Here is a 20,933-nt window from a genome sequence, read left to right on the forward strand (position 1 = left end):
GCAGGCTCAGGGTCAGCTGCGGCCGCGACGGGTGTCGTCGGACCAGCTCGTGACCAGACGGTCGTCGCGGTCGCGGCGGCCACCCGTTGGGCGACCAGCGTCGCGCCCGCGTCCGTGCCCCTGACCGCCACGGCCGGAGGAAGCCGGTCGCGGTCCGCGCGGACCGGCCGGGGCCCGCCGGGCCTTCGGCGCTGCGACGAGACGGTTGAACACCGCCTCGTCGATCGGCGTTCCCGACGGCCGGGTCGCGCCGGTGGCGGCGATGACGTCGTCGCCGGGGGCGGCCTTCACGGGGAGCAGGTCGAGACCGGCATCCTTCAGCTGGCGCTCCATGGTCTTGCGCTGATGCGGGAGGGCCAGGGTCACCACGGTGCCCTTCTCGCCCGCACGGGCGGTGCGGCCGGCGCGGTGCAGGTAGTCCTTGTGGTCGGCCGGCGGGTCGACCTGAAGCACGACCGACACGTCGTCGACGTGGATGCCGCGGGCGGCGACGTCGGTCGCGACGAGCACCCGCAGGCCGCCGTCACGGAAAGCGCCGAGCACCCGGTTGCGCTGGCCCTGGTTCAGGCCGCCGTGCAGCGCCGCCGCCATGACGCCCTGCTCGCGCAGCTGGAGCGCGATGCGGTCAGCGCCGAGCTTGGTGCGGCAGAACACGAGGGTGCGCCCGTCGCGGTTGGCGACCTCGGCCGTGATCAGCTTCTTGTGCTGGGGATCGATGAGCAGCACGTGGTGGTCCATGCCTTCGACCGAGGCGGTGGCGTCGTTCGTCGAGTGCGTCACCGGGTCGGTGAGGTACTTGGCCACGAGCTTGTCGATGCCGTTGTCGAGCGTGGCCGAGAAGAGCAGCCGCTGGCCGTCGGACGGGATCTGGTCGAGGCTGGTGGTGATCTCTGACATGAAGCCCATCTCGGCCATGTGGTCGGCCTCGTCGAGCACGGTGATCGAGATGTCGTTCATCTCGACGGCGCCCCGCTCGAGCAGGTCGTTGAGCCGGCCCGGGGTGGCGATCAGGATGTCGACACCCTTGTTGAGGGCGTTGATCTGCGTCGTGTAGCTCAGGCCTCCGGCGATGAGCTTGTGTCGCAGGCCGGCGACGTGCACGAGCGGCTCGAGCGCGTCAGAGATCTGCATCGCGAGCTCGCGCGTCGGGGTGAGGATCAGAGCGTGCGGTCGGCGCGGTAGACGGCGCTGACCGGCCTCGAGAAGGCGGGCGATGAGGGGCAGGCCGAAGGCGAGCGTCTTGCCCGACCCGGTCTGGCCCCGGCCGAGCACGTCCTTGCCCAAGAGGGCATCGGGAATCGTCGCCGTCTGGATCGGGAAGGGCGTGGTGATGCCCTCGCGCGCCAGGCGCTCGACGACCTTCTCGGGCAGGCCGAGGGCAGCGAAGCCGTTGTCAGACGCGACCTCGACGGGCCCGTCGCTCACGTCGGCGCGGGTCGACTTGGTCCAGGTGTCTGCGTCCATCCGCTCGGCCTCGGCGTCGTGACCGAAGTGGTCGTCACCAAAACCACTGGTGCCGCGGGCGCCACGGTCATCGCGGCGCTGGTAGCCGCCACGCGAGTCGCGGTCGTCGCGGTTGGTGTTGTACGACGGGCGCGAGCTGCGATCGTCACGGTTGTTGTACGAGGGCCGCTCGCCGCGGTCGTCGCGCTTGAACGCGGGCCGGTCGTCGCGGTTGGTGTTGTACGACGGGCGCGAGCTGCGATCGTCACGGTTGTTGTACGAGGGCCGCTCGCCGCGGTCGTCGCGCTTGAACGCGGGCCGATCGTCGCGGTTGGTGTTGTACGACGGGCGCGAGCTGCGGTCATCGCGGTTGTTGTTGTACGACGGGCGCGAACCGCGGTCGTCACGGTTGTTGTACGAGGGGCGCTCACTGCGGTCGTCGCGCTTGAACGCGGGCCGGTCGTCACGGTTGCTGTTGTACGACGGGCGCGAGCTGCGGTCGTCACGGTTGTTGTACGAGGGCCGCTCGCCGCGGTCGTCGCGCTTGAACGCGGGCCGGTCGTCACGGTTGCTGTTGTACGACGGGCGCGAACCGCGGTCATCACGGTTGTTGTACGAGGGGCGCTCGCCGCGGTCGTCGCGCTTGAACGCGGGCCGGTCGTCACGGTTGCTGTACGACGGACGCGAACCGCGGTCATCACGGTTGTTGTACGAGGGGCGCTCGCCGCGGTCGTCACGGCTGTTGTACGACGGGCGCGAACCACGGTCGTCACGGCTGTTGTACGACGGACGCGAACCCCGGTCATCGCGGTTGTTGTACGAGGGGCGCTCGCTGCCTGACGTCGCGCGGTCGTTGCGCTCGAACGACCGGTGCTCATCGCGTGGAGCGCGCCACTCGCGGCCACCCACGTGCGACGACGTGGCTGATGCGGGCCGGGAGGTACGACCGGCATGGGCGGTGTGGCCGCCTTGGCTACTCTGGCCGCGATGCGGCTTCTTCGCGGCGATCGACTTCTTCTCGGTCGACCAGCGGGCCTTCTTGGGCGCGCCGGACTCAGACTTCTTGGGCATGCGTATTCAACTCTCTTCGCTTGACTCGAGCAGACTTCGCCTCGAGCCGCGAATGACTGAACGCGACCATGCAGACGAGCCTCAGGCGCATCGACTGCGCCCCATGGACCCTGGCCACGGCATCTGTGCCGCCCAGGTTTTCGGATCCGCTCCGTGTCGGGTACCGGGCCGCGCCAACTGGCAAGCTTCCGGTGGGTGTCACCTCGTCGGCCGGGCTCCGTCTCCGGTCATCACCGAAAGCCGCCCGTCCGTCGATTCCGAGGAGACCTCGGAGTCGGATGCGTCCATTTTACCAGCGTTCGCGCCGAGCCCTGACCAGCAGCAGGCTCGCGGCCAGTGCGACCCCGATCACGTCGACCACGGCGTCCCAGATGTCGCCCGAACGGCCGGGGAGCAGAAAGTGCTGAACCAGCTCGCTCAGAGGGGCGTGCACGAGGAAGATCGCGACCACCCGACCGACGCGGCGCAGGGCCCAGCCGGCCAGGTAGGTGGGCACCGCGAAGACGAACACGTGCACCACCTTGTCGGTCCAGCTGACCGGGCCCTCGACGGTGACGACCGGCCAGTAGAGCACGCACAGCTGAAGCACCACCGCCACAGCGGCTGCGACCTTGACGAGGTCGCGCGTGCGAGCAGGGAGAGGCGTCACGGGTCTGGGCATGGCGTGGTCAGTGTAGATAGGTTGCGAAGCGGGATCCAACGTCGATCGACGGTCGGCTGACGGCATCTCGCCTACGACTCGGAGGACTCATGGGAAAGCGAACGGTCACCGTCATCGGCTCGGGCTCGGTGCGGGTCTCCCCCGACGTCGTGCGTCTCGACCTGCGCGTCGGTCACGACGCCGCCGATGTTGCCGAAGCACTCACGGGCGCGACGCGCAGCCTCACCTCGGTCATCGAAGCGGTTCGCGCTGCCGGGGTCGCCGAGTCTGACCTCCGCACGCTCGACGTCTCGGTGAACCAGCGCTGGGACAACAACGGCACCGCCGTCGGCTTCACCGCCCAACAACAGCTCGGAGTCGTCGTGCGCCGCCTCGACGCCACCGGCGAGATCCTCGAGGCCGGAGCCGCGGCCGTCGGCAACGCCCTGCTCGTCGACCAGGTGCGCCTCGACGTCTACGCCCGCGACGACGCCGAGCAACGGGCGCGCGCCGCCGCCTTTGCGAACGCGCGGTCGAAGGCCGAGCAGTATGCCGCTCTCGCCGGCGCCGAGCTGAGCGAGGTGCTCGGCGTGTCCGAGTTCGGCGCCACACCGGTTGGAGCTCAGCGCCAGAAGGGCTTCGCCGCAGACATGGCGATGGCGGCGAGTGCGATGCCGGTCCAGGGCGGTGACCTCGACGTCACGGCGGCGGTCAACGTGACGTGGGCGCTCTGGACGTCCAGGAAGAAGCGCAAGTCCGGGCACCGGAAGCATCGTGGGTGAACCGGCTCGGTCGTCATCGCCTGCGGCCGGGCCACTCGGGCGTCTGGAATATCGGCTTCAACCCGTCCGTTGGCAGTGATATGGCTACCACAGAACTGACCGCGCAGACGTTCGAGCAGACCGTGCTCGACCACGACATCGTGCTCGTCGACTTCTGGGCGTCCTGGTGCGGCCCGTGCCGCCAGTTCGCACCGGTCTACGACACCGCATCCTCGAGTGACGACAACGACGGCATCGTGTTCGGCAAGGTCGACACCGAGGCCGAGCAGAGCCTGGCCCAGGCCGCGAACATCACCTCGATCCCCACCCTGATGGCCTTCAAGGAGGGCGTGCTCGTGTTCGCCCAGCCCGGCGCGCTGCCCCAGTCGGGGCTCCAGGACGTCATCAACCAGGTCAAGTCGCTCGACATGGCCCCGATCAAGAAGCAGATGGCGGCCGAGGCCGCTGCCGGCCCCGGCACCACCACGGCCTGAGGCACGACTGATGAAGCTGCTGCTCAACATCATCTGGGTGGTGTTCGGTGGCCTCGTCCTGTGCCTGGGGTACCTGCTGGCGGGGGTGGTCGCGTGTGTGACCATCGTCGGCATCCCGTTCGGGCTGGCTGCGTTTCGCATCGGCTGGTTCGCGCTGTGGCCCTTCGGGCGCACCGTTGTCGACCACCCCGCGGCCGGCGCCGCCTCGGCCGTCGGGAACGTGCTGTGGGTGATCTTCTTCGGCTGGTGGCTCGCACTGGGTCACATCGTGACCGCGGTGGCTCAGGCGGTCACGATCGTCGGCATCCCGTTGGCCCTGGGCAACCTCAAGCTCGTTCCGGTGTCACTGTTCCCGTTGGGCAAGCGCATCGTTCGGGTGGGCGGCGGCTACTCCTCGTTCGGCCCAGACCTCATGGGCCCCGGCCGGTCGTCCACCGGTGAGAACCTGCACCTGAACTGACTGAACCGGCCCCCGCCGAACGAGAAAGAGGGCGTCCCGTGAAGGGACGCCCTCTTTCGTTGGCCGCAAGAGCGTGACGTGGCCACCACGAAGTGGTGGAGGTGGCGGGAATTGAACCCGCGTCCGATGACGAGAAACCAGGGCTTCTCCGGGTGCAGTGCGCTACGGCTTTTCTCGGCCCCAGGGCTCGCACGCACGCGTCCCCTGACAGGCCCAGTTGAGTAAGAGTCCCGCGCGGCCCCCCAACATGACCGCGCAGCAAGTTTCCTAGCTGATGCCAGACACTGAGTCGGAAACTAGCTCAGGCTGACAGACTTCGAGGCTCGCTCAGGCAGCGAGGGCGAAGTCGGTGCGCTTGGAATTGGCACCTATGGTTTTGCAAGGAGCGTTTACGAGATAACCCTGCATCCTCGACCCGCTTCCCCTGATGTGTCGACCACCGTCGAAACCGATCACCCCCATGAGGGGCGTCCACGTCACGCTGTTCACTTCTCAACCTGCGGTACTACTGGTCCACAGTACCCCGGTCAACGACGCCTGGGTCCAGGTCATTCCCGTCTCTGGCGTCTCAGCCCCGCAGCGGCCCCCGGATGCCGTCCCCTACGCGGCTAGGCTGCCCATCACGCCCGCTCCACCCGTCGCGCACACGCACCGCCGCCCCTGGAGGTCTGATGTTCCGCAAGGTCCTTGTCGCCAACCGAGGCGAGATCGCCGTTCGGGCCTTCCGCGCCGCGACCGAGCTCGGCGCCCGAACGGTGGCGGTGTTCCCGTATGAGGACCGCAAGAGCGAGCACCGGTTGAAGGCCGACGAGGCCTACCAGATCGGTGAGCAGGGGCACCCGGTGCGGGCCTACCTCGACCACGAGGCCATCGTGGCCCAGGCGGCCCTCGCCGGGGCCGACGCGATCTACCCCGGCTACGGCTTCCTCTCCGAGAACCCGCTGCTCGCCGAGGCGTGCGAGGCGGCCGGCATCACCTTCGTCGGCCCACCGGCATCCGTGCTGCACCTGACGGGCAACAAGGCCCGGGCCATCGCCGCGGCCCGCGAGGCCGGCCTGCCGACGTTGCAGGGCTCCGAGCCGGGAACCGACCTCGACGCCCTGGAGGCCGCCGCCCCCTCGATCGGCTTCCCGATCTTCGTCAAGGCGGTGTCAGGTGGCGGTGGTCGCGGCATGCGCCGGGTCGAGACTCCCGAGGCGCTGCGCGACGCCCTCGAAGCCGCCCAACGCGAGGCCGAGTCGGCGTTCGGCGACCCGACCCTCTACCTCGAGCAGGCCGTGCTCAACCCGCGGCACATCGAGGTGCAGGTGCTGGCCGACGGCACCGGCGAGGTGCTGCACCTCTTCGAGCGCGACTGCTCGCTGCAGCGGCGCCACCAGAAGGTCGTCGAGATCGCGCCCGCCCCCAACCTCGACGCGTCGACGCGCGAGCAGATGTGTGCCGACGCCGTGGCCTTCGCCCGTTCGATCGGCTACGTCAACGCCGGCACGGTGGAGTTTCTGCTCGGCGAGGACGGCCGTTACGTCTTCATCGAGATGAACCCCCGCATCCAGGTCGAGCACACGGTGACCGAGGAGGTCACCGACATCGACCTCGTCGTGAGCCAGCTGCAGATCGCGTCGGGCGAGACCTTCGAGTCGATGTCGCTGCGCCAGAGCGACATTCGCACCAAGGGCTTCGCGATGCAGTGCCGCATCACCACCGAAGACCCGGCCAACGGCTTCCGGCCCGATGCCGGCACGATCACCGTCTACCGATCGGCCGGTGGCGGCGGGGTGCGCCTCGACGGCGGCACGGTCTTCGTCGGCGCCGAGGTCAGCGCCCACTTCGACTCGATGCTCGTCAAGCTCACCTGCCGCGGACGCACGTTCCCGATCGCGGTGCGCCGAGCGCGACGAGCTTTGGCCGAGTTCAGGATTCGCGGAGTGTCGACGAACATCGCCTTCCTCGACGCCGTGCTCTCCGATCCCGTCTTCCAGAGCGGTCTCGCCACCACGTCGTTCATCGACGAACGCCCCGAGCTGCTGGCCCCGCGCGTCAGTGCCGACCGGGCCACCCGGTTGCTCAGCTACCTTGCCGACGTCACCGTGAACCAGCCGAACGGGCCGGTCACGACGCAGGTACGGCCACGGAGCAAGCTTCCCCCGCTGCCGGATGCCGCTGTGCCGCCGGGCGCACGCGATCGCCTGGTCGCCGAGGGGCCGGCGGTGTTCGCCCGGTCGCTGCGCGCCGCGAACGAGGTGGCCGTGACCGACACGACCTTCCGCGACGCCCACCAGTCGCTGCTGGCCACCCGGATGCGCACCCGTGACCTGCTCCACGTGGCGAAGCACGTGTCGCATCTGACCCCGCAGCTGCTGTCGATGGAGGCCTGGGGCGGCGCCACCTACGACGTGGCCCTGCGGTTCCTGGCCGAAGACCCGTGGGAGCGGCTCGCCGCCTTGCGCGAGGCGATGCCGAACATCCCTCTGCAGATGTTGCTCCGCGGCCGCAACACGGTCGGCTACACGCCGTACCCGACCGCGGTGACCGACGCCTTCGTGGCCGAGGCCGCCCGCACCGGCCTCGACATCTTCCGCATCTTCGACTCGCTCAACGACGTGTCCCAGATGCGCCCGGCCGTCGAGGCCGTGCTCGAGACGAACACTGCCGTCGCTGAGGTCGCGCTCTGCTACACCGGCAACCTGATGAGCCCGGGCGAGAAGCTCTACACCCTCGACTACTACCTGCGCCTCGCCGAGCAGATCGTCGACACCGGCGCCCACGTGCTCGCGATCAAAGACATGGCCGGCCTGCTGCGGGCCCCGGCCGCCGCCCGCCTGGTGACGGCCCTGCGCGAACGGTTCGACCTGCCCGTGCACCTGCACACCCACGACACCGCCGGCGGGCAGGTCGCCACCCTGCTCGCGGCCATCGACGCCGGGGTGGATGCTGTCGACGCCGCCACCGCCACGATGGCCGGCACCACGAGCCAGCCCTCGTTGTCGGCTCTCGTCGCGGCCACCGACGACACCGACCGGCCGACCGGCCTGGTCATCGAGAACGTCTTCGCCCTGGAGCCCTACTGGGAAGCCGTTCGTCAGGTCTACCGGCCGTTCGAGTCAGGTCTGAGCTCTCCCACCGGCCGGGTCTACTTCCACGAGATCCCCGGTGGCCAGCTGAGCAACCTTCGTCAACAGGCCATCGCGCTCGGGCTCGGCGACCGCTTCGAGGCCATCGAGAACATGTACGCAGCCGCGAACGGCATCCTCGGCAACCTCGTGAAGGTGACGCCCAGCAGCAAGGTGGTGGGCGACCTCGCGTTGGCGCTCGTGGGGGCGGGCGCCGACCCGGCCGACTTCGAGCGTGACCCGCAGAACTACGACATCCCCGACTCGGTGATCGGCTTTCTCAACGGCGAGCTCGGCGACCCACCCGGCGGGTGGCCCGAGCCGTTCCGCAGCAAGGCGCTGCAGGGCCGCCAGGCCAAGCCGCGGCTCACCGAGCTCACTCCCGAGCAGCAGACGGCGCTGGGCGACGAGCCGCGGCGCACCCTGAACCAGCTGCTCTTCCCCGGCCCGACGAAAGAGTTCGAGAGCTCACGCGAGGCCTACGGCGACCTGTCGGTGCTCGGTACGAGCTTGTTCCTGCACGGCCTCGAGACCGAGCAGGAGTACGAGGTCGAGATCGAGCAGGGCAAGCGGCTGCTGATCGGTGTGCAGTCGATCGGCGAGGCCGACCCCAAGGGCATGCGCACGGTGATGTGCACCCTCAACGGCCAGTTCCGCCCGATCCAGGTTCGCGACCGTGGCGTCGAAGCCGACGTGAAGTCGGCCGAGAAGGCCGACCCCACGGCATCCGGTCAGGTGGCGGCGCCGTTCGCCGGAGTGGTCACCCTGGCCGTGGCCGAAGGGGACGCGGTTGCGGCCGGGGCTGTGGTCGCGACGATCGAGGCGATGAAGATGGAGGCCAACATCACCTCACCCACGGGTGGCACCGTCTCTCGCGTGGCCATCGGCAGCCATCAGCAGGTCGAGGGCGGCGACCTCTTGGTCGTCATCACCTGAGCTGACCCGCCCCCTGCTTCCCCCGCCGTCTCCCCCCTACTTCCCCGCGAACGACTCGTTCGAGGTCGAACGCGTCGGTACACCGCGGCGTTCGACCTCGAACGAGTCGTTCGCGGTAGACGGGCGGGCTACCAGGAGCCGGAGGAGGATCCGCCACCGCCGCCACCGCTGAAGCCGCCGCCACCGGAGAAGCCCGAGCCGCCAGAGCTGCCGGGAGTGGAGGTGAAGGTGCCGGTCGAGGTGGTCGAGAAGCTCTCGACGCCGTTGGCGATACCGCCGAAGTCGGGGAAGGCACTACCGCTCCAGAGGTACCAGGTCGGCATGACGAGAGACTGGTTCGCGGCCTCGGCGGCCTTGGCGACGTCGGCGAAGGTCGTGGCCCAACGGTCGGCCACCCCGAACACCACGGCGTAGGGCAGGTAGCGGCTGAAGATGTTGCTCGCCTCGTCGAAGGCGATCTGGGACGCCTCGGCCGTGACGAGATACTCCTTGAAGCCGAGCGACTGGGCGTAGACCGCCGAGCCCTCCGCCGTCTTGGCCGCCATCTTGCCGCCGAGCACGTACACGATGCCGCCCGCGACGATCAGGCCGACACCGAGGGCCGCTCCCCCGGTGAACGAGCCACCGAGCAGCGACGAGAGCGCGCCGCGACCCCAGAACAGCAGCGCGCCACCGGCGACGGCGAGCAGAACGGCGAAGCTCTGCCAGGTGGCCCGTTGTGCCTGCGGAGACGCCCGGAACCAGCCGCGCTGCACCACCTCGCGGTACATCTCACCCTGAACCGACTTCAGGGTCGTGGCGAAGGTGTTCTTCAGGTCGGAGAGGGCCACCACGTCGCCCCGGCTGGAGAAGATGCCGTCGAGCAGCATCCGCTCGTAGGTCAGCAGCCGCTCGTTCGCCGGCGGGTCGAGCCGGGTGAGCGTCCAGTCGGTTCGACTGAACATGCCCTCCTTGCCGGTCTCCTCGATCTGCAGAAAGCCGCGCACGGCGAGGTCGATGACGGTGGCCGAGACGTCGATCGGGTTGGCGGTCTCGTCGAGCACGGTGCCGACCATGCCCGGTTGCACGCCCTGCGGCGGGGTGAACTGCACCGCCACCGTGGTGCGCCCTCCCCGCGTCGTCGCCGCCGCACCGGCGGTACCCACCGACGGTGAGAGGCCGGGCGTGAGGTCGGCGTACTTCTCGTCACGGCCCCGGGTGTAGACGAGCGTGCCCATGACCGCCGCCGCCAGCACCGGGGCGCCGATGCCACCGGCCCACGCGGCCGCGTTCACGGCCGGGGCGGCGCCGGAGCCCACCGAGCTGCTGCTGTCTCCGTCGCGCACATCGGCCTTGAGGTCGCTGTCGAAGGCCGAGGCCGGGTAGGAGGCGATGACCGTCATGGCATCACCGGAGCCCAGCGTGCCGGCCGTGAACGTGGCCGGGTCGCCCTTCGCGCCCTGACAGGGCGTGGTCGAGTTCGCCTCCCCCACGAAGCAGAGCACCTTGGTCGAGGCGGCCGGGCCCGCGACGCTGACCGAGACCTTGTCGCGCTCGGTGAACTCGTTCGTGCCGAACACGTTGTAGTTGAGCTCGACGGTCGACGCGTCGCCGGCCGTCGCGGCGGGCTTGCCGTCGGCCCCGATCGGGTTGAGCACGTCGTGGAGGGTGTAGTCGATCTCGTAGACCTGCGTGCCGCTCGTCGTCTCGCTCGGGCTACCGATGCGGATCTTGTTCGACGCACCGTCCTCGCTGACCGTGAACTGGTCGGGGGCGCCCGTCGGGCTCGACACCGCCATATCGGTCATGTCGTAGTAGCGGTACTTCCCGGGTTCGTCGTTGAAACCCATCCGGACGACGATGTTGCGGAAGATCCCGTGCTTCTGCTCTCCGCTCGGGAACTGCCAGGTGACCGTCTCCTTGACCTTCATGCTTCCGTCGGCCTGAAGCTCGTACGCGGCCTTGAAGTCGGTCATCCGCTCGCCACCGGCCGCGCTCGCCGAGGTGGCCGGCAACAGCACGAGGAAGGCGGTCACGACCATCAGGCCCAGGGCGGTCAGGAACCGCCGCAGTACCCCGGCTCTGCGGGCAGGTTCACGAGTGCTCATCATCAGGTCCCTTCACGCGCGGCGAGCCCGGTCGGCGCTCGCTGCTCCCCAGCACCGACGACAGGGCCGGGTCATCGGTTCCGGTGGGCAGAGCTCATGGCGCGATCTGCCTCGCGCTGGTCCTGACGCTCGCGGAGGGCGTGCCGCTTGTCGTAGTTCTTCTTGCCGGTGGCCAGGGCGATCTCGACCTTGGCCCGGCCGTCCTTGAAGTAGAGGGCCAGCGGCACGATGGTGCGTCCGCTCTCGCGGGTCTTGTTCGCGATCTTCGTCAGCTCGGCCCGGTGCAGCAGCAGCTTGCGTCGACGCCGCGGAGCATGGTTGTTCCACGTGCCGTTGAGGTACTCGGGGATGTGCACGTGCTCGAGGTAGAGCTCGTCGCCCGAGAACTGCGCGAACCCGTCGACGAGCGAGCACCGCCCCATCCGCAACGCCTTGACCTCGGTGCCGCTGAGCACGATGCCGGCTTCGAAGGTGTCCTCGATGAGGTAGTCGTGGCGCGCCTTGCGGTTGCTCGCGACGAGCGAGCGCCCCTTCTCCTTCGGCACCAGGCTTCCCTCTCGACTCGCAGCTGACCACGCCCCACCCGGGACGGGAGGTCAACGCTACCCGACGCGCCGCCTGGCTCCGACCGGGTTTGTCACCTGGCCATCGGGGCTGACGTTCGCCCTGGAGCAGCCCTCAGAGCCACTTCCTCGGGTTGACCGGGGTGCCGTCCTCGTAGGTGCCGAAGTGCAGGTGGCAACCGGTGGAGTAGCCGGTGGTGCCGGAGTAGGCGATCAGCTGGCCACGCTTCACCGAACCGCCGAAGTCGACGATCTTGGACAGGTGGTTGTAGCTGGTCACCAGGTCGACCCCGCGACGGATGCCGTGGTCGATGAGCACCTGGTTGCCCCAGCCGCTCTCCTTCCAGCCCGCCCGGATGATCGTGCCGTCGGCGGCGGCGTAGACGGGGGTACCGCAGGCCACCCCCCAGTCGAGCCCGTCGTGCAGCATCCACTTCTTCAGCACCGGGTGCCAGCGCATCCCGAACCCGGAGGTCGTCGGGCCGTTGGCGGGGTAGCTGAGAAAGTTCGAGGGCGTCGACGGGGCCGACACCGGGGGGAGGTTCTCGGACGGCGTACGGGTGACGCGCGGGGGCGGCTTGGGGGTGTACGTGCGCCCCTTCTTCGCCGCGGCGGCGGCCTTGGCCCGCTCCGCCCTGATCTGCGCGGCACGCTGGGCCGCGGCCTTGGCCCGTTCGGCTCGAATCTTCGCCGCTCGCTCGGCCTTCAGCTTGGCGATCCGCTTGGCCTCGGCGATCCGGGCCAGCCTCGCCCGTTCGACGAGCACCGCCTTGAGCCGCGCCGACTCGGCCTGCGCAGTGGCGAGGTCTTGCTTCTCTCCGGCCTGTTCAGTCTTGAGGTCGGCCGCATAACCCACCTGCTGGGTCTTCAGCGTGTCGAGTGAGGCCTTGGCCGAGCTGGCGTTGTCGGCAGCCACGACGGCGTTGTTCTTGGCCACGACGGCCTGCTCGCGGGCCTGGGCAGCAGCGGCAGCAGCAGCCTCGGCGCCCTTGAGAGCCGCCTCGGCCTGTCGCTTCAGGGTGGCGATCTCACCGCGCACGGCGGTCAGGTAGGAGCTGGTCGACGTGTTGTCGGCCGTCATGGTGGCCAGTGAGTCGATGGTGTCGGCCGCCACGTTGCTGGCCGTGTCGGCCATGATCACCCGGTCAGCGAAGTCCTGCGGGCTGGTGGCGCCGAAGACCAGACCGAGCTGGGAGTCGTCGCCTGCGCCCTGGAAGACGTCGGCAGCATAAGCGTCGAGGGCGTCCTGAGAGCTGACCAGCTCGGAGCCGCTCTTGGCCAACAGCTCGGTGGCCCGCTGCTGCTTGGCCTGGGCCACCGCGAGCTTCTGAGCCACGGCCTCGTTGTGGGCCCGCGCCTTGGCCTCGGCGGCGACCGCTCGAGCCTCGGTGGCCTCGGCCTGAGCCTGGGCGGTCAGAGCCTGGCTCTGCACCTGCTGGGCGGCGGTGAGCTTGGCCTGGGCGATCGGAAGCGACGCGTTGGTGCGCTCGAGGTTGATGTAGGCCTTGGCGAGGTTGGCGTTGGTGCCCTCGAGCTGTTGACCGAGGGCAGCGATGCGCGCATCGGCCTTCTTCTTCTGGTCGCTCACGTCGTCGGCGCGCGCCACGAAGGCGTTGCCGAGCGAGATCGTGCACGCCAGCGCCACGCTCGCGGCCATGATCTTGGTCGCGGGCGTGACGGTGTCAGATCGCCTCTTGAGCCACATAGGTCTCATTGCTACCACAGGTAGGGGCACTTGTGGCGGCTGAGCACCTGTGGGATCACAGTGACGGCTGGCCGTCGGGAGGATGGAAGGAGGGCCGGCGGGTGCTGCTCGTTAGCGGGTCAGACGCGCAGATACCGCCGCAGGGTCACCCACGAGGTGAGGATGGCGAGCACCACGACCCCGCCGATGACGAACGGCGCGACGTAGAAGACGTCGACCACCCCGATGAAGGCGGTGTCGGTGAGGGTCTCGCTGAGAAAGCCGACCACGCCGTACTTCACCGTGGCCCAGAGCATCACCATGGCCAGCACCGCGCCCGTGGCCGCCGCGATGACCGTCTCCATCACGAACGGGACGCGGATCGTGAAGTTGGAGGCACCGACCAGGCGCATGATCCCCGTCTCGCGTCGTCGGCTGAACGCGGTCTGCCGGATCGTGGTCGAGATGAGCATGACCGCGGCCAGCACCATCAGCGAGCTCAGCGCGATGGCGGCCCAGCTCACGGTGTTCATGAAGGTGAAGAACTTCTCGAGCAGCTTCTTCTGGTCCTGCACGTCGGCGACGCCCGGCATCCCCTTGATCGAGCTGGCAACGACGTCGAACTTGCTGGCGTCGTTGAGGTTGACGCGGTACGAGTCGGCGAAGTACGACTCCCCCGCCCGGGCCAGCGGCGAGTTCTTGTAGGTGTCCTTGAACCGGGTGAAGGCCTCGTCGCGCGACTCGTAGAAGACCTCCTTGACGGTCGGCTTCAGCTGCTCGAGCTCGGACTTGATGGCCGCTCGCTGGGCGTCGGTGGTCGCGTCGCCGGCGCAGTTGGTGTACCGCGTCTTCTCGGCGCAGAGCAGCACGGTGACCTGCACCTTGTCGTACCAGTAGTCCTTCATAGTGTCGACCTGGCGCTGGCCCAGCAGGCCGAGGCCGAGCAGGAACATCGAGATCATGGTGACGATGACGACCGAGACGGCCATCGAGAGGTTGCGTCGCAGACCGTTGCCGATCTCGCCGAGCAGGAACTGGATTCGCATGAAGGCTGCCGATCAGCTGCTGGTGTGGGCGGCGCCGGAGCGACCGCGTCGGGAGGTCGAGCCGGCCTTGTCGCGGCGGCGACGCAGCAGCCCGGTTCGTTCGTGGGTCGCTGAGCTCTCGCCTCCGACCGGCACGAGCTCAGCGGATGCCGCTGGGCCAGCAGCAGCGGCGGCAGCGTTGGTTTCGGGACCGGGCGGAACGGCATCCGGCACCGTCATCCCGTCGTCGTAACCGTCGGCCACCTCGGGTTCGTCGGTGCGCGCCGGCACACCCTCTCGGACGTCGATCCGCACCCGCGGGATGCTGCCCGTGGTGTACTCCCCCGCCTGCTGGTCGCGCACGAGGTCGCCGTCGACGAGCTCGACCACGCGCTTGCGCATGGCGTTGACGGTCGCGGTGTCGTGGGTGGCCATGACCACCGTCGTGCCGGTGCGGTGGATGCGGTCGAGCAGCTGCACGATCTCGAGGCTGGTGGCCGGGTCGAGGTTTCCGGTGGGCTCGTCGGCGAGCAGGATCGAGGGCCGGTTGACGAAGGCCCGCGCGATGGCGACGCGCTGCTGCTCGCCGCCGGAGAGCTGGTGCGGCAGGCGCTTCTCCTTGCCGGCCAGGCCCACGAGCTCGAGCGTCTCGGGCACCGTCTGGCGGATGCGCGACCGCGAGCTCCCGAGCACCTGCAGGGCGTAGGCGACGTTCTGGAAGACCGTCTTGTTCGGCAGCAGCCGAAAGTCCTGGAAGACGCAGCCGATCTCGCGTCGCAGCGCCGGCACCTTGCGGTCGGGCAGACGGCCGAGGTCGCGCCCGGCGATGAGGATGCGCCCCTCCGTGGTGTCCTGCTCCTTGAGCACCAGCTGGAGCATGGTCGACTTTCCCGAACCCGACTTGCCGACGACGAACACGAACTCGCCGCGGGGAATCTCGAGGGAGACGTCGCGCAGGGCAGGGCGCTTCGTCTTGGGATACGTCTTCGTGACGTTCTCGAAGAGGATCATGACGACGGGCCTCGCTCGCACTGCGCGGTGGGCGGGCGGGCGCCGGTCGGCGTTCACCCGAGCACTTCGAGATCCGGCTGACTGCCGGTTGGTGCCGCCTACGAGGTTACGGCCGAGACGGGAGAAACCGGTGTTACCCGTGTGCCGGGCGTGGCGTGAGCCTCAGGCGTTGGCCTTGTGCTGACCGATCTGCCACCGGATGCCGGCCTCGATGAAGCCGTCGATGTCACCGTCGAACACGGCGCTCGGGTTGCCGGTCTCGTAGTCGGTGCGGAGGTCTTTGACCATCTGGTAGGGGTTCAGCACGTACGAGCGCATCTGGTCGCCCCAGCTGGCCTTCACGTCGCCGGCCATCTCCTTCTTCACCGCGGCCTCCTCGGCCTTGCGCTGCAGCAGCAGCCGCGACTGGAGCACGCGCAGTGCAGCGGCCCGGTTCTGGATCTGGCTCTTCTCGTTCTGCATCGACACGATGATGCCGGTGGGGATGTGCGTCATCCGCACGGCCGAGTCGGTCGTGTTGACGCTCTGCCCACCGGGGCCGGAGGAGCGGAAGACGTCGACCTTCAGCTCGTTCTCGGGGATCTCGATCGAGTCGTCGCTCTCGATGAGCGGGATGACCTCGACGGCCGCGAAGCTGGTCTGGCGCCGGCCCTGGTTGTCGAACGGGCTGATCCGCACGAGGCGGTGGGTGCCCGCCTCGACCCCGAGGTGCCCGAAGGCGTAGGGCACGTTGACCTCGAAGGTGGCCGACTTCAGGCCCGCCTCCTCGGCGTAGGAGGTGTCCATCACCTTGGTCGGGTAGCCGTGCCGCTCGGCCCAGCGCAGGTACATGCGCATCAGCATCTCGGCGAAGTCGGCGGCGTCGACGCCACCGGCGCCGGAGCGGATCGTCACGACGGCCTCCCGCTCGTCGTACTCCCCCGCAAGCAGCGTGCGCACCTCGAGCTCGCCGACGGCCTTCTTGAGCTTGACGAGGTCGCGCTCGGCCTCGTCCATGGTGGCCTGGTCGGCCTCCTCGGTCGCCATCTCGACGAGCGTCTCGAGGTCTTCGATGCGGGCGTCCATCTCGAGCACCCGGTCACGCTCGGAGTTGGCGCGGCTGAGCGCACTCGTCACGACCTGGGCCTTGTCGGGGTCGTCCCACAGGTTGGGAACGCTGGCCTGCTTCTCGAGGTCGGCGATCCGGGTCGCGAGCGTGTCGAGGTCAGTCACCTCGCGCACCGAGTCCATGGTCGCGTGGAGCTCTTTCAGTTCTTGCGAGAAGTCGACAGCCACAGTCGCTCAGCCTACGGCAGTGCCGACGCGAGCCTGACCTGGACGTTGGGCGGCTCTGCTCAGCCGGTGGATGCCGGGCCGCCCGTACCGGTGTTGGCGCCGGACTCTCCGAGGGTGAGCACGACCCGGTCGGGGCAGGCGTCGCGCACGGTGATCGTCTGGCCGGCCACGTTCAGGGTGTCTCCGCGCTTCAGGTCGTGCGAGCTCGAGGCGCCGCCGGCCAGGAACATCACCTTCCAGGTGACCGGGCTCTGGCTCACCTGGAACTGCAGTCCGGCCCGGATCGTCGCCTGGGCGTCGACCGGGAACGTGCCTCCCTTGAGCACCGAGACGTCGCCCGGCTGCACGTCGCAAGCGGCTGCCGTCGTGTCGCTCTGGTTGCCGGTCTGGCTCCCGGTCGGGCTCGCGGTTGGTGTGGTCACAGGCTGCTCCTTCTGGCAGGCGCCGACGCCGACGAGGCAGGCGAGGCTGAGCGCGACGGTCGTGATTCCGCGCAGCACCGGCCGGGCGGGTCGAGCGGGTGATGCGAGCGCGGTGGCTCGCCGGTGGCAGCCCGTGGGCCGCGTGTCGAGGCAGGTCATCTCAGGCCTTCGGCTTCATGGCTTGGGGGTCGTTGAACAGCCGGTCGAAGTCGGCCTTGTCGACGGTGATCTTCTGGGCGTCGGGGCCCCACGGGTTGCCCATGGTCACGGTTCCGTCGGCGTTGACACTCTCGACGTAGTAGACGTGGCGCGTCACGTAGCCCGGAGGTGCGTCAGTGGGAGCGATGGCTGGGGTGCTGACGATGACTCCCGACTTGTCGTTGAAGGCCTCGACCGCGCCGTCGTAACCGCCGACCGACCTCGGTTCGCTGCCGGTGATGTACGAGGGCGCCTTGTCGTTGTAGTCCCACTCGATGGCGCCGTAGGTGCCCTGTTCGGTGACGTCGTAAGGCGGGCCGCTCTTGCCGTCGGGGGCGCCGCCCTGGTCCTCCCCGTAGACGACGGCGAACGCCTTCTCATAGTAGGCCGGCCAGGTCTGGCCGTCGGTGCCGTGGGCGCCGACCACGTTGCCGTCACCGTTGAGGGGCACGTCGGGGGTCACCGTGACGATCCTTGGGTTGCCGTCGTGGTCGAAGAGCCGCACGTTGACCGTGCCGTTGGGGTTGACCGAGATGTTGTTCTCGACGAAGTCGGGGTCGGCCTGGGCCGTGGCCGTCATGGAGGCGATCGCCCAGCAGTCGCCGAAGCTGCCCTGGTTCATGTCCTGGGCACTGAGCGTGTCGGCGCCGAGCCGGCCCGGCGGGAGGCCGTAGTGCATGCCGTCCTGCTGCTCACCCACCTGGCTCTGCTGACCGCTGAGGGCGGCGTCGGTGGTCGCGAAGCCGGGCTGGCTCCACGGCATCGCGGTCTGCAGCTTGGCGGCCGACTCGGGGGTGAGCTTGCTCAGCAGCCCGCTCGTGACGTCAGACCGGTCGAACGGGTCGAACCCGTTGTCGACCCACAGCACGTCGCTCTGGTCGCGCATGATGGTCGCCAGCTTCGCAAGGTCGTCTGCGCTCAGCTGCTGAACCAGCGCTTCGGCTTCGGCCGGGGTGAGGGCGGCGATGCGCTGCTTGGCGGTCAGCAGGTCGTCGCGGTTGCCGTCGAGGTCCCAGAACCCCGGCCCGTCGAGCACGTCGTCGACAGCGGCTCGGGCCCGGTCGACGTGGGTCTGGTCGAGCGGGCCGGGCGGCACGTAGGTGGCGGGGTAGCCGGGGACGGATGCCGGGACGCCACCGGCGCCGGAGGCGCTCGTACCCTCCTGTTCGCCTGCCTGTCGGTCGAGCAGGCGGCTCAGCCGCGAGATCGTGTCGTGCGTCGCGCGGATCTGTTGCTCGACCGCGGGCCATCGGCTGGTCAGGGCGTCGAGGTCCCCTCCGCCCCAGCTCGCGCGCAGGGAGATCACGGCCTGGCCGGCGTTGTCGCACACCTCGTTCGCCGTCGCGGCACAGTGCTCGAGCCGGCGCGCTGACCCTCGGAGCGCAACCGGGTCAGCCCCCTTGCGGTAGATCGCCATCCTGTCGCCCTCCCCTGTGGGCCCCGACGATACCGGGCCGGCTGCCGAACCTCCGTTGCGCCGCTCGCCTGGATCGCTCTCAGTCGGGTGGCGCGTCGTCGTCGCGGACGTCCTGGACGACCTCGTTGCGGCGCAGGAACCACGGCTTGTAGGGCGGGTCGAAGCGGGCGTAGCGACGCTCGCCGACCGGTTCGAGGCCGGCCTGCTCGATGGTGGCGAGCAGCTTGGCCTCGTGCTCGCGAAAGGCCTGCTCGCTCGAACGACCACTGAACGTGACGGCGACCGAGAGTCGCTGTGGCACCTCGCGCAGCTCGACCTCGGGGTTGGTCGGCTCGGGCGCCGTGTCGATCGTGAGGTCGTCGGGCAGCACGAAGGCCACGACGAACCGGTCGCCACTGCCACTCTGGGTGACCGGTGCCGTCATGGCGATCTTCTGCGAGCTGCCCTCCTGGGTGACCGGCGCCGTCATGGCGATGTTGGCCTTGGCCGTGTTCTGCCCGCCGATGTAGCTCGCCAGGCGACGGAAGGCGGCGCTGCCGGCATCCTCGAAGCTGGCCGTCACCGTGGTCTGCGCCACGACATGGCGCGGGTAGCGGCGCACCTCGACGTCACCCAGGGTGCGCTCGACGACGTACGGCTGCTGTTCGGTCATACCGTCACCGTATGCCGCATCGCTTCCGGCCGAGGGGCGGCTGGCTCGCGGTACGTTCGACGCGGGCTGAGATCGCGAGCCGACGCGGTCGGGCTGCGATGGAGGGGGTCTGGATGGGTGAGCACTGGCCCAGCACCGACGTGCGGTGGGAGGAGCCGGCCTACCTACCGGCCAACACGGCGCGCTGGCAGTGCGCCGTCGACGACGCGCTCGCGGAGGCTACCTTGAGCCTCGAGCCGACCGATCACCACGACTTCGTCGTGCTCGTCGGGGCCTGCCCGCGGTGCGGCCACCGGCTGCAGCAGACCCTGGAGTTCGAGGTGTTCCGCTCGATCGACGAGCCGGTCGAGACCGGGGTGGGGCGCTTCAACATCGACTGCAGCTGCCCGAACCCGCACGAGGGCCGGCTGCCGGGGCGGGTGGGCTGTGGCTGGGGCGGGCCGCTGCCCGTCACCCTCTGCCGGGGCGCCTGATGGCTGACGAGGTGGAGTTCTGGAAGCAGCAGGTGCTGGCCCGTAACCGCGACCAGCTGACGACCGTCTCGCGGGCGGCCACGGCGTGGTCGGCCCTGTTCACGGGCGTGCTCGGCGTCTTCAGCACCGTGGCCTTCGCGGGCGGGCTGACGGCCGTCGACCGGCTCGCTGACCCCTGGGCCGGGCTCGTCAAGGCAGCCACGCTCGTCGCTGTGGTGCTGGCGTTGCTGGCGACGGTCTTGGCCGGGCTCGCTTCGGGCGCCTCGGTGTCGGTGACCAACGACAGCACGTGGGACGGCCAGCGCGACTGGGTCAAGACCCAGGCCGCGACCGCCTACACCCGGTTGGGCGCGGCGAAGAAGCTCGGGACCGCGGCCGGTGTGGTGGTGCTGCTCGGCTCAGCGGGCGTGCTGCTCGCCGATGAGGCGGCGCCGACGGCTCCGACCGTCGTCGTGGTCGTCGACGGTCGGGCGCTCTGTGGGCCGCTGCTCGCCCGGGGCGACGGGCTGGCCGTCGGTGGCACCGAGCTGACCACGGTCACCTCGCTGACCGTGGTGGAGGCGTGCCCCTGAGGCCTTGGCCGGCTGCGCCAGCGACGTCAGCAGGTCTTGGTGCCGGTCTTCGAGGTGGTCCACGTGCAGGTGTGCACGTTCACGCCGCGGCTGTCGCGCAGGTAGGCGGTGTCGCCGGTGTTGTTCCAGACGTACCCGCTGGTGTTGTAGTAGCGGTGCGCCGACGTCGCGGTGCCCTTGCCCGAGTGAACGGTGACCGTGGCCCGCGCCTTCAGGGTGAAGGTCGGGAAGGTGTAGACGTGGTTGGAGCGGTCGCGCAGGGTGAAGCCCTTGAGGTTGCGGGCGGTGCCGGTGGTGTTCGTGATGCGCACGTACTCGGCGTTGAGGCTGGTGTTGCTGCCCTTGTCGGAGCCGGGCGAGTCGAAGTAGACGTAGCTGATCTTCACCGCCGGCGTGGTCGCGGCCTCGCTCGAGGCGGCGAAGGTGAGCGGCAGGGCGGTGAGCGAGGCGACCGTGAGGGTGGCGGCGGCCAGGCGAGCGGCGAGGGGCATGAGCCAGAACCTAGGTGCTCCCGAGCACGCGTGTGACCGTTTTCGACGGATCTGCCACCTAACGTGACGCAGGTCTCGCGAGACGGTCGTTCGCGGTGGTGGCTCGGGTTGGTGGCTCGGGTTGGTGGCTCGGGTTGGTGGCTCAGTC

At 69.3% G+C, this 20,933-nt stretch carries 18 protein-coding genes and 1 other RNA gene; 6 read left to right on the forward strand and 13 right to left on the reverse strand.

Going from position 1 to position 20,933, the window contains the following annotated elements:
• Nucleotides 1–12: 12 nt before the first annotated feature.
• Together BA895_RS03105 and BA895_RS03110 are read right to left on the reverse strand one after the other, a co-directional pair.
• Nucleotides 13–2,514, reverse strand: a complete 2,502-nt coding sequence (locus tag BA895_RS03105) for a DEAD/DEAH box helicase (RefSeq protein WP_070190445.1) — start codon at nucleotides 2,512–2,514, stop codon at nucleotides 13–15.
• A 289-nt stretch (nucleotides 2,515–2,803) separates the two neighbouring features.
• Complete coding sequence (locus BA895_RS03110) at nucleotides 2,804–3,175, reverse strand: VanZ family protein (protein ID WP_070190446.1); 372 nt, start codon at nucleotides 3,173–3,175, stop codon at nucleotides 2,804–2,806.
• Nucleotides 3,176–3,264: 89 nt separating this feature from the next.
• On the opposite strand from BA895_RS03110, the gene BA895_RS03115 reads away from it, so the two are divergent.
• The 3 genes from BA895_RS03115 (at nucleotide 3,265) to BA895_RS03125 (ending at nucleotide 4,869) form a co-directional block, all read left to right on the forward strand.
• Nucleotides 3,265–3,936: an SIMPL domain-containing protein gene (locus tag BA895_RS03115; RefSeq protein ID WP_070190447.1), complete on the forward strand. Its 672-nt coding sequence runs from the start codon at nucleotides 3,265–3,267 to the stop codon at nucleotides 3,934–3,936.
• 80 nt (nucleotides 3,937–4,016) lie between these two features.
• Nucleotides 4,017–4,409: a thioredoxin gene (gene trxA, locus BA895_RS03120; RefSeq protein WP_070190448.1), complete on the forward strand. Its 393-nt coding sequence runs from the start codon at nucleotides 4,017–4,019 to the stop codon at nucleotides 4,407–4,409.
• Nucleotides 4,410–4,419: 10 nt separating this feature from the next.
• Complete coding sequence (locus BA895_RS03125) at nucleotides 4,420–4,869, forward strand: YccF domain-containing protein (protein ID WP_070190449.1); 450 nt, start codon at nucleotides 4,420–4,422, stop codon at nucleotides 4,867–4,869.
• 93 nt (nucleotides 4,870–4,962) lie between these two features.
• Here the strand turns inward: BA895_RS03125 and ssrA are convergent.
• Nucleotides 4,963–5,329, reverse strand: a transfer-messenger RNA (tmRNA) gene (gene ssrA, locus BA895_RS03130).
• 211 nt (nucleotides 5,330–5,540) lie between these two features.
• Here ssrA and BA895_RS03135 point away from each other — a divergent pair.
• Entirely contained in the window at nucleotides 5,541–8,915 is a 3,375-nt protein-coding gene (locus BA895_RS03135) for a pyruvate carboxylase (protein ID WP_070190450.1), read from the forward strand.
• Between the two features lie 128 nt (nucleotides 8,916–9,043).
• Here BA895_RS03135 and BA895_RS03140 read toward each other — a convergent pair whose 3' ends face one another.
• The 9 genes from BA895_RS03140 to BA895_RS03180 form a co-directional block, all read right to left on the reverse strand.
• Complete coding sequence (locus BA895_RS03140; protein ID WP_254666296.1) at nucleotides 9,044–11,002, reverse strand: DUF2207 domain-containing protein; 1,959 nt, start codon at nucleotides 11,000–11,002, stop codon at nucleotides 9,044–9,046.
• Between the two features lie 71 nt (nucleotides 11,003–11,073).
• Nucleotides 11,074–11,547 (reverse strand): SsrA-binding protein SmpB, encoded by a 474-nt coding sequence (gene smpB / locus BA895_RS03145; RefSeq protein WP_070190452.1) that lies wholly within the window; start codon nucleotides 11,545–11,547, stop codon nucleotides 11,074–11,076.
• Between the two features lie 133 nt (nucleotides 11,548–11,680).
• The gene (locus tag BA895_RS03150) at nucleotides 11,681–13,270 is read right to left on the reverse strand and encodes a M23 family metallopeptidase (RefSeq protein ID WP_070190453.1); all 1,590 of its coding nucleotides are present in this window, start codon (nucleotides 13,268–13,270) and stop codon (nucleotides 11,681–11,683) included.
• A gap of 119 nt (nucleotides 13,271–13,389) precedes the next feature.
• On the reverse strand, nucleotides 13,390–14,295 hold the full coding sequence (ftsX, locus tag BA895_RS03155; protein WP_070190454.1) for a permease-like cell division protein FtsX: 906 nt from the start codon (nucleotides 14,293–14,295) through the stop codon (nucleotides 13,390–13,392).
• Between the two features lie 12 nt (nucleotides 14,296–14,307).
• A complete protein-coding gene (gene ftsE, locus BA895_RS03160) occupies nucleotides 14,308–15,285 on the reverse strand; it encodes a cell division ATP-binding protein FtsE (RefSeq protein ID WP_070190549.1) in 978 nt (325 codons plus the stop codon).
• Nucleotides 15,286–15,447: 162 nt separating this feature from the next.
• A complete protein-coding gene (gene prfB / locus BA895_RS03165) occupies nucleotides 15,448–16,560 on the reverse strand; it encodes a peptide chain release factor 2 (RefSeq protein WP_070190455.1) in 1,113 nt (370 codons plus the stop codon).
• A 59-nt stretch (nucleotides 16,561–16,619) separates the two neighbouring features.
• Entirely contained in the window at nucleotides 16,620–16,982 is a 363-nt protein-coding gene (locus BA895_RS03170) for a hypothetical protein (RefSeq protein WP_139142495.1), read from the reverse strand.
• 160 nt (nucleotides 16,983–17,142) lie between these two features.
• Nucleotides 17,143–18,597, reverse strand: coding sequence for a C2 family cysteine protease (locus BA895_RS03175; protein ID WP_070190457.1), 1,455 nt, complete (start codon nucleotides 18,595–18,597; stop codon nucleotides 17,143–17,145).
• A gap of 79 nt (nucleotides 18,598–18,676) precedes the next feature.
• Nucleotides 18,677–19,249: a heme-binding protein gene (locus tag BA895_RS03180; RefSeq protein WP_070190458.1), complete on the reverse strand. Its 573-nt coding sequence runs from the start codon at nucleotides 19,247–19,249 to the stop codon at nucleotides 18,677–18,679.
• A gap of 113 nt (nucleotides 19,250–19,362) precedes the next feature.
• On the opposite strand from BA895_RS03180, the gene BA895_RS03185 reads away from it, so the two are divergent.
• Entirely contained in the window at nucleotides 19,363–19,722 is a 360-nt protein-coding gene (locus BA895_RS03185; RefSeq protein WP_139142496.1) for a hypothetical protein, read from the forward strand.
• Complete coding sequence (locus tag BA895_RS03190; RefSeq protein ID WP_070190460.1) at nucleotides 19,722–20,294, forward strand: hypothetical protein; 573 nt, start codon at nucleotides 19,722–19,724, stop codon at nucleotides 20,292–20,294. The genes BA895_RS03185 and BA895_RS03190 overlap by 1 nt, the downstream gene beginning before the upstream one ends.
• Before the next feature lie 26 nt (nucleotides 20,295–20,320).
• On the opposite strand, the gene BA895_RS03195 is transcribed toward BA895_RS03190, so the two are convergent.
• Nucleotides 20,321–20,785 (reverse strand): lamin tail domain-containing protein, encoded by a 465-nt coding sequence (locus tag BA895_RS03195; protein WP_070190461.1) that lies wholly within the window; start codon nucleotides 20,783–20,785, stop codon nucleotides 20,321–20,323.
• Nucleotides 20,786–20,933 lie beyond the last annotated feature (148 nt).

The organism is Humibacillus sp. DSM 29435 (assembly GCF_001758225.1).
Lineage (GTDB): Bacteria > Actinomycetota > Actinomycetes > Actinomycetales > Dermatophilaceae > DSM-29435.

Excerpts from the sequence above, each read along its gene's own strand:
- BA895_RS03185 (WP_139142496.1), top strand. The coding sequence starts at position 19,363 with ATGGGTGAGCACTGGCCCAGCACCGACGTGCGGTGGGAGGAGCCGGCC.
- BA895_RS03140 (WP_254666296.1), bottom strand. The coding sequence starts at position 11,002 with ATGAGCACTCGTGAACCTGCCCGCAGAGCCGGGGTACTGCGGCGGTTC.
- BA895_RS03150 (WP_070190453.1), bottom strand. The coding sequence starts at position 13,270 with ATGTGGCTCAAGAGGCGATCTGACACCGTCACGCCCGCGACCAAGATC.
- BA895_RS03115 (WP_070190447.1), top strand. The coding sequence starts at position 3,265 with ATGGGAAAGCGAACGGTCACCGTCATCGGCTCGGGCTCGGTGCGGGTC.
- ftsX (WP_070190454.1), bottom strand. The coding sequence starts at position 14,295 with ATGCGAATCCAGTTCCTGCTCGGCGAGATCGGCAACGGTCTGCGACGC.
- BA895_RS03125 (WP_070190449.1), top strand. The coding sequence starts at position 4,420 with ATGAAGCTGCTGCTCAACATCATCTGGGTGGTGTTCGGTGGCCTCGTC.
- BA895_RS03110 (WP_070190446.1), bottom strand. The coding sequence starts at position 3,175 with ATGCCCAGACCCGTGACGCCTCTCCCTGCTCGCACGCGCGACCTCGTC.
- BA895_RS03190 (WP_070190460.1), top strand. The coding sequence starts at position 19,722 with ATGGCTGACGAGGTGGAGTTCTGGAAGCAGCAGGTGCTGGCCCGTAAC.
- BA895_RS03135 (WP_070190450.1), top strand. The coding sequence starts at position 5,541 with ATGTTCCGCAAGGTCCTTGTCGCCAACCGAGGCGAGATCGCCGTTCGG.
- BA895_RS03180 (WP_070190458.1), bottom strand. The coding sequence starts at position 19,249 with ATGACCGAACAGCAGCCGTACGTCGTCGAGCGCACCCTGGGTGACGTC.
- trxA (WP_070190448.1), top strand. The coding sequence starts at position 4,017 with ATGGCTACCACAGAACTGACCGCGCAGACGTTCGAGCAGACCGTGCTC.
- BA895_RS03105 (WP_070190445.1), bottom strand. The coding sequence starts at position 2,514 with ATGCCCAAGAAGTCTGAGTCCGGCGCGCCCAAGAAGGCCCGCTGGTCG.
- BA895_RS03195 (WP_070190461.1), bottom strand. The coding sequence starts at position 20,785 with ATGCCCCTCGCCGCTCGCCTGGCCGCCGCCACCCTCACGGTCGCCTCG.
- ftsE (WP_070190549.1), bottom strand. The coding sequence starts at position 15,285 with ATGATCCTCTTCGAGAACGTCACGAAGACGTATCCCAAGACGAAGCGC.
- BA895_RS03175 (WP_070190457.1), bottom strand. The coding sequence starts at position 18,597 with ATGGCGATCTACCGCAAGGGGGCTGACCCGGTTGCGCTCCGAGGGTCA.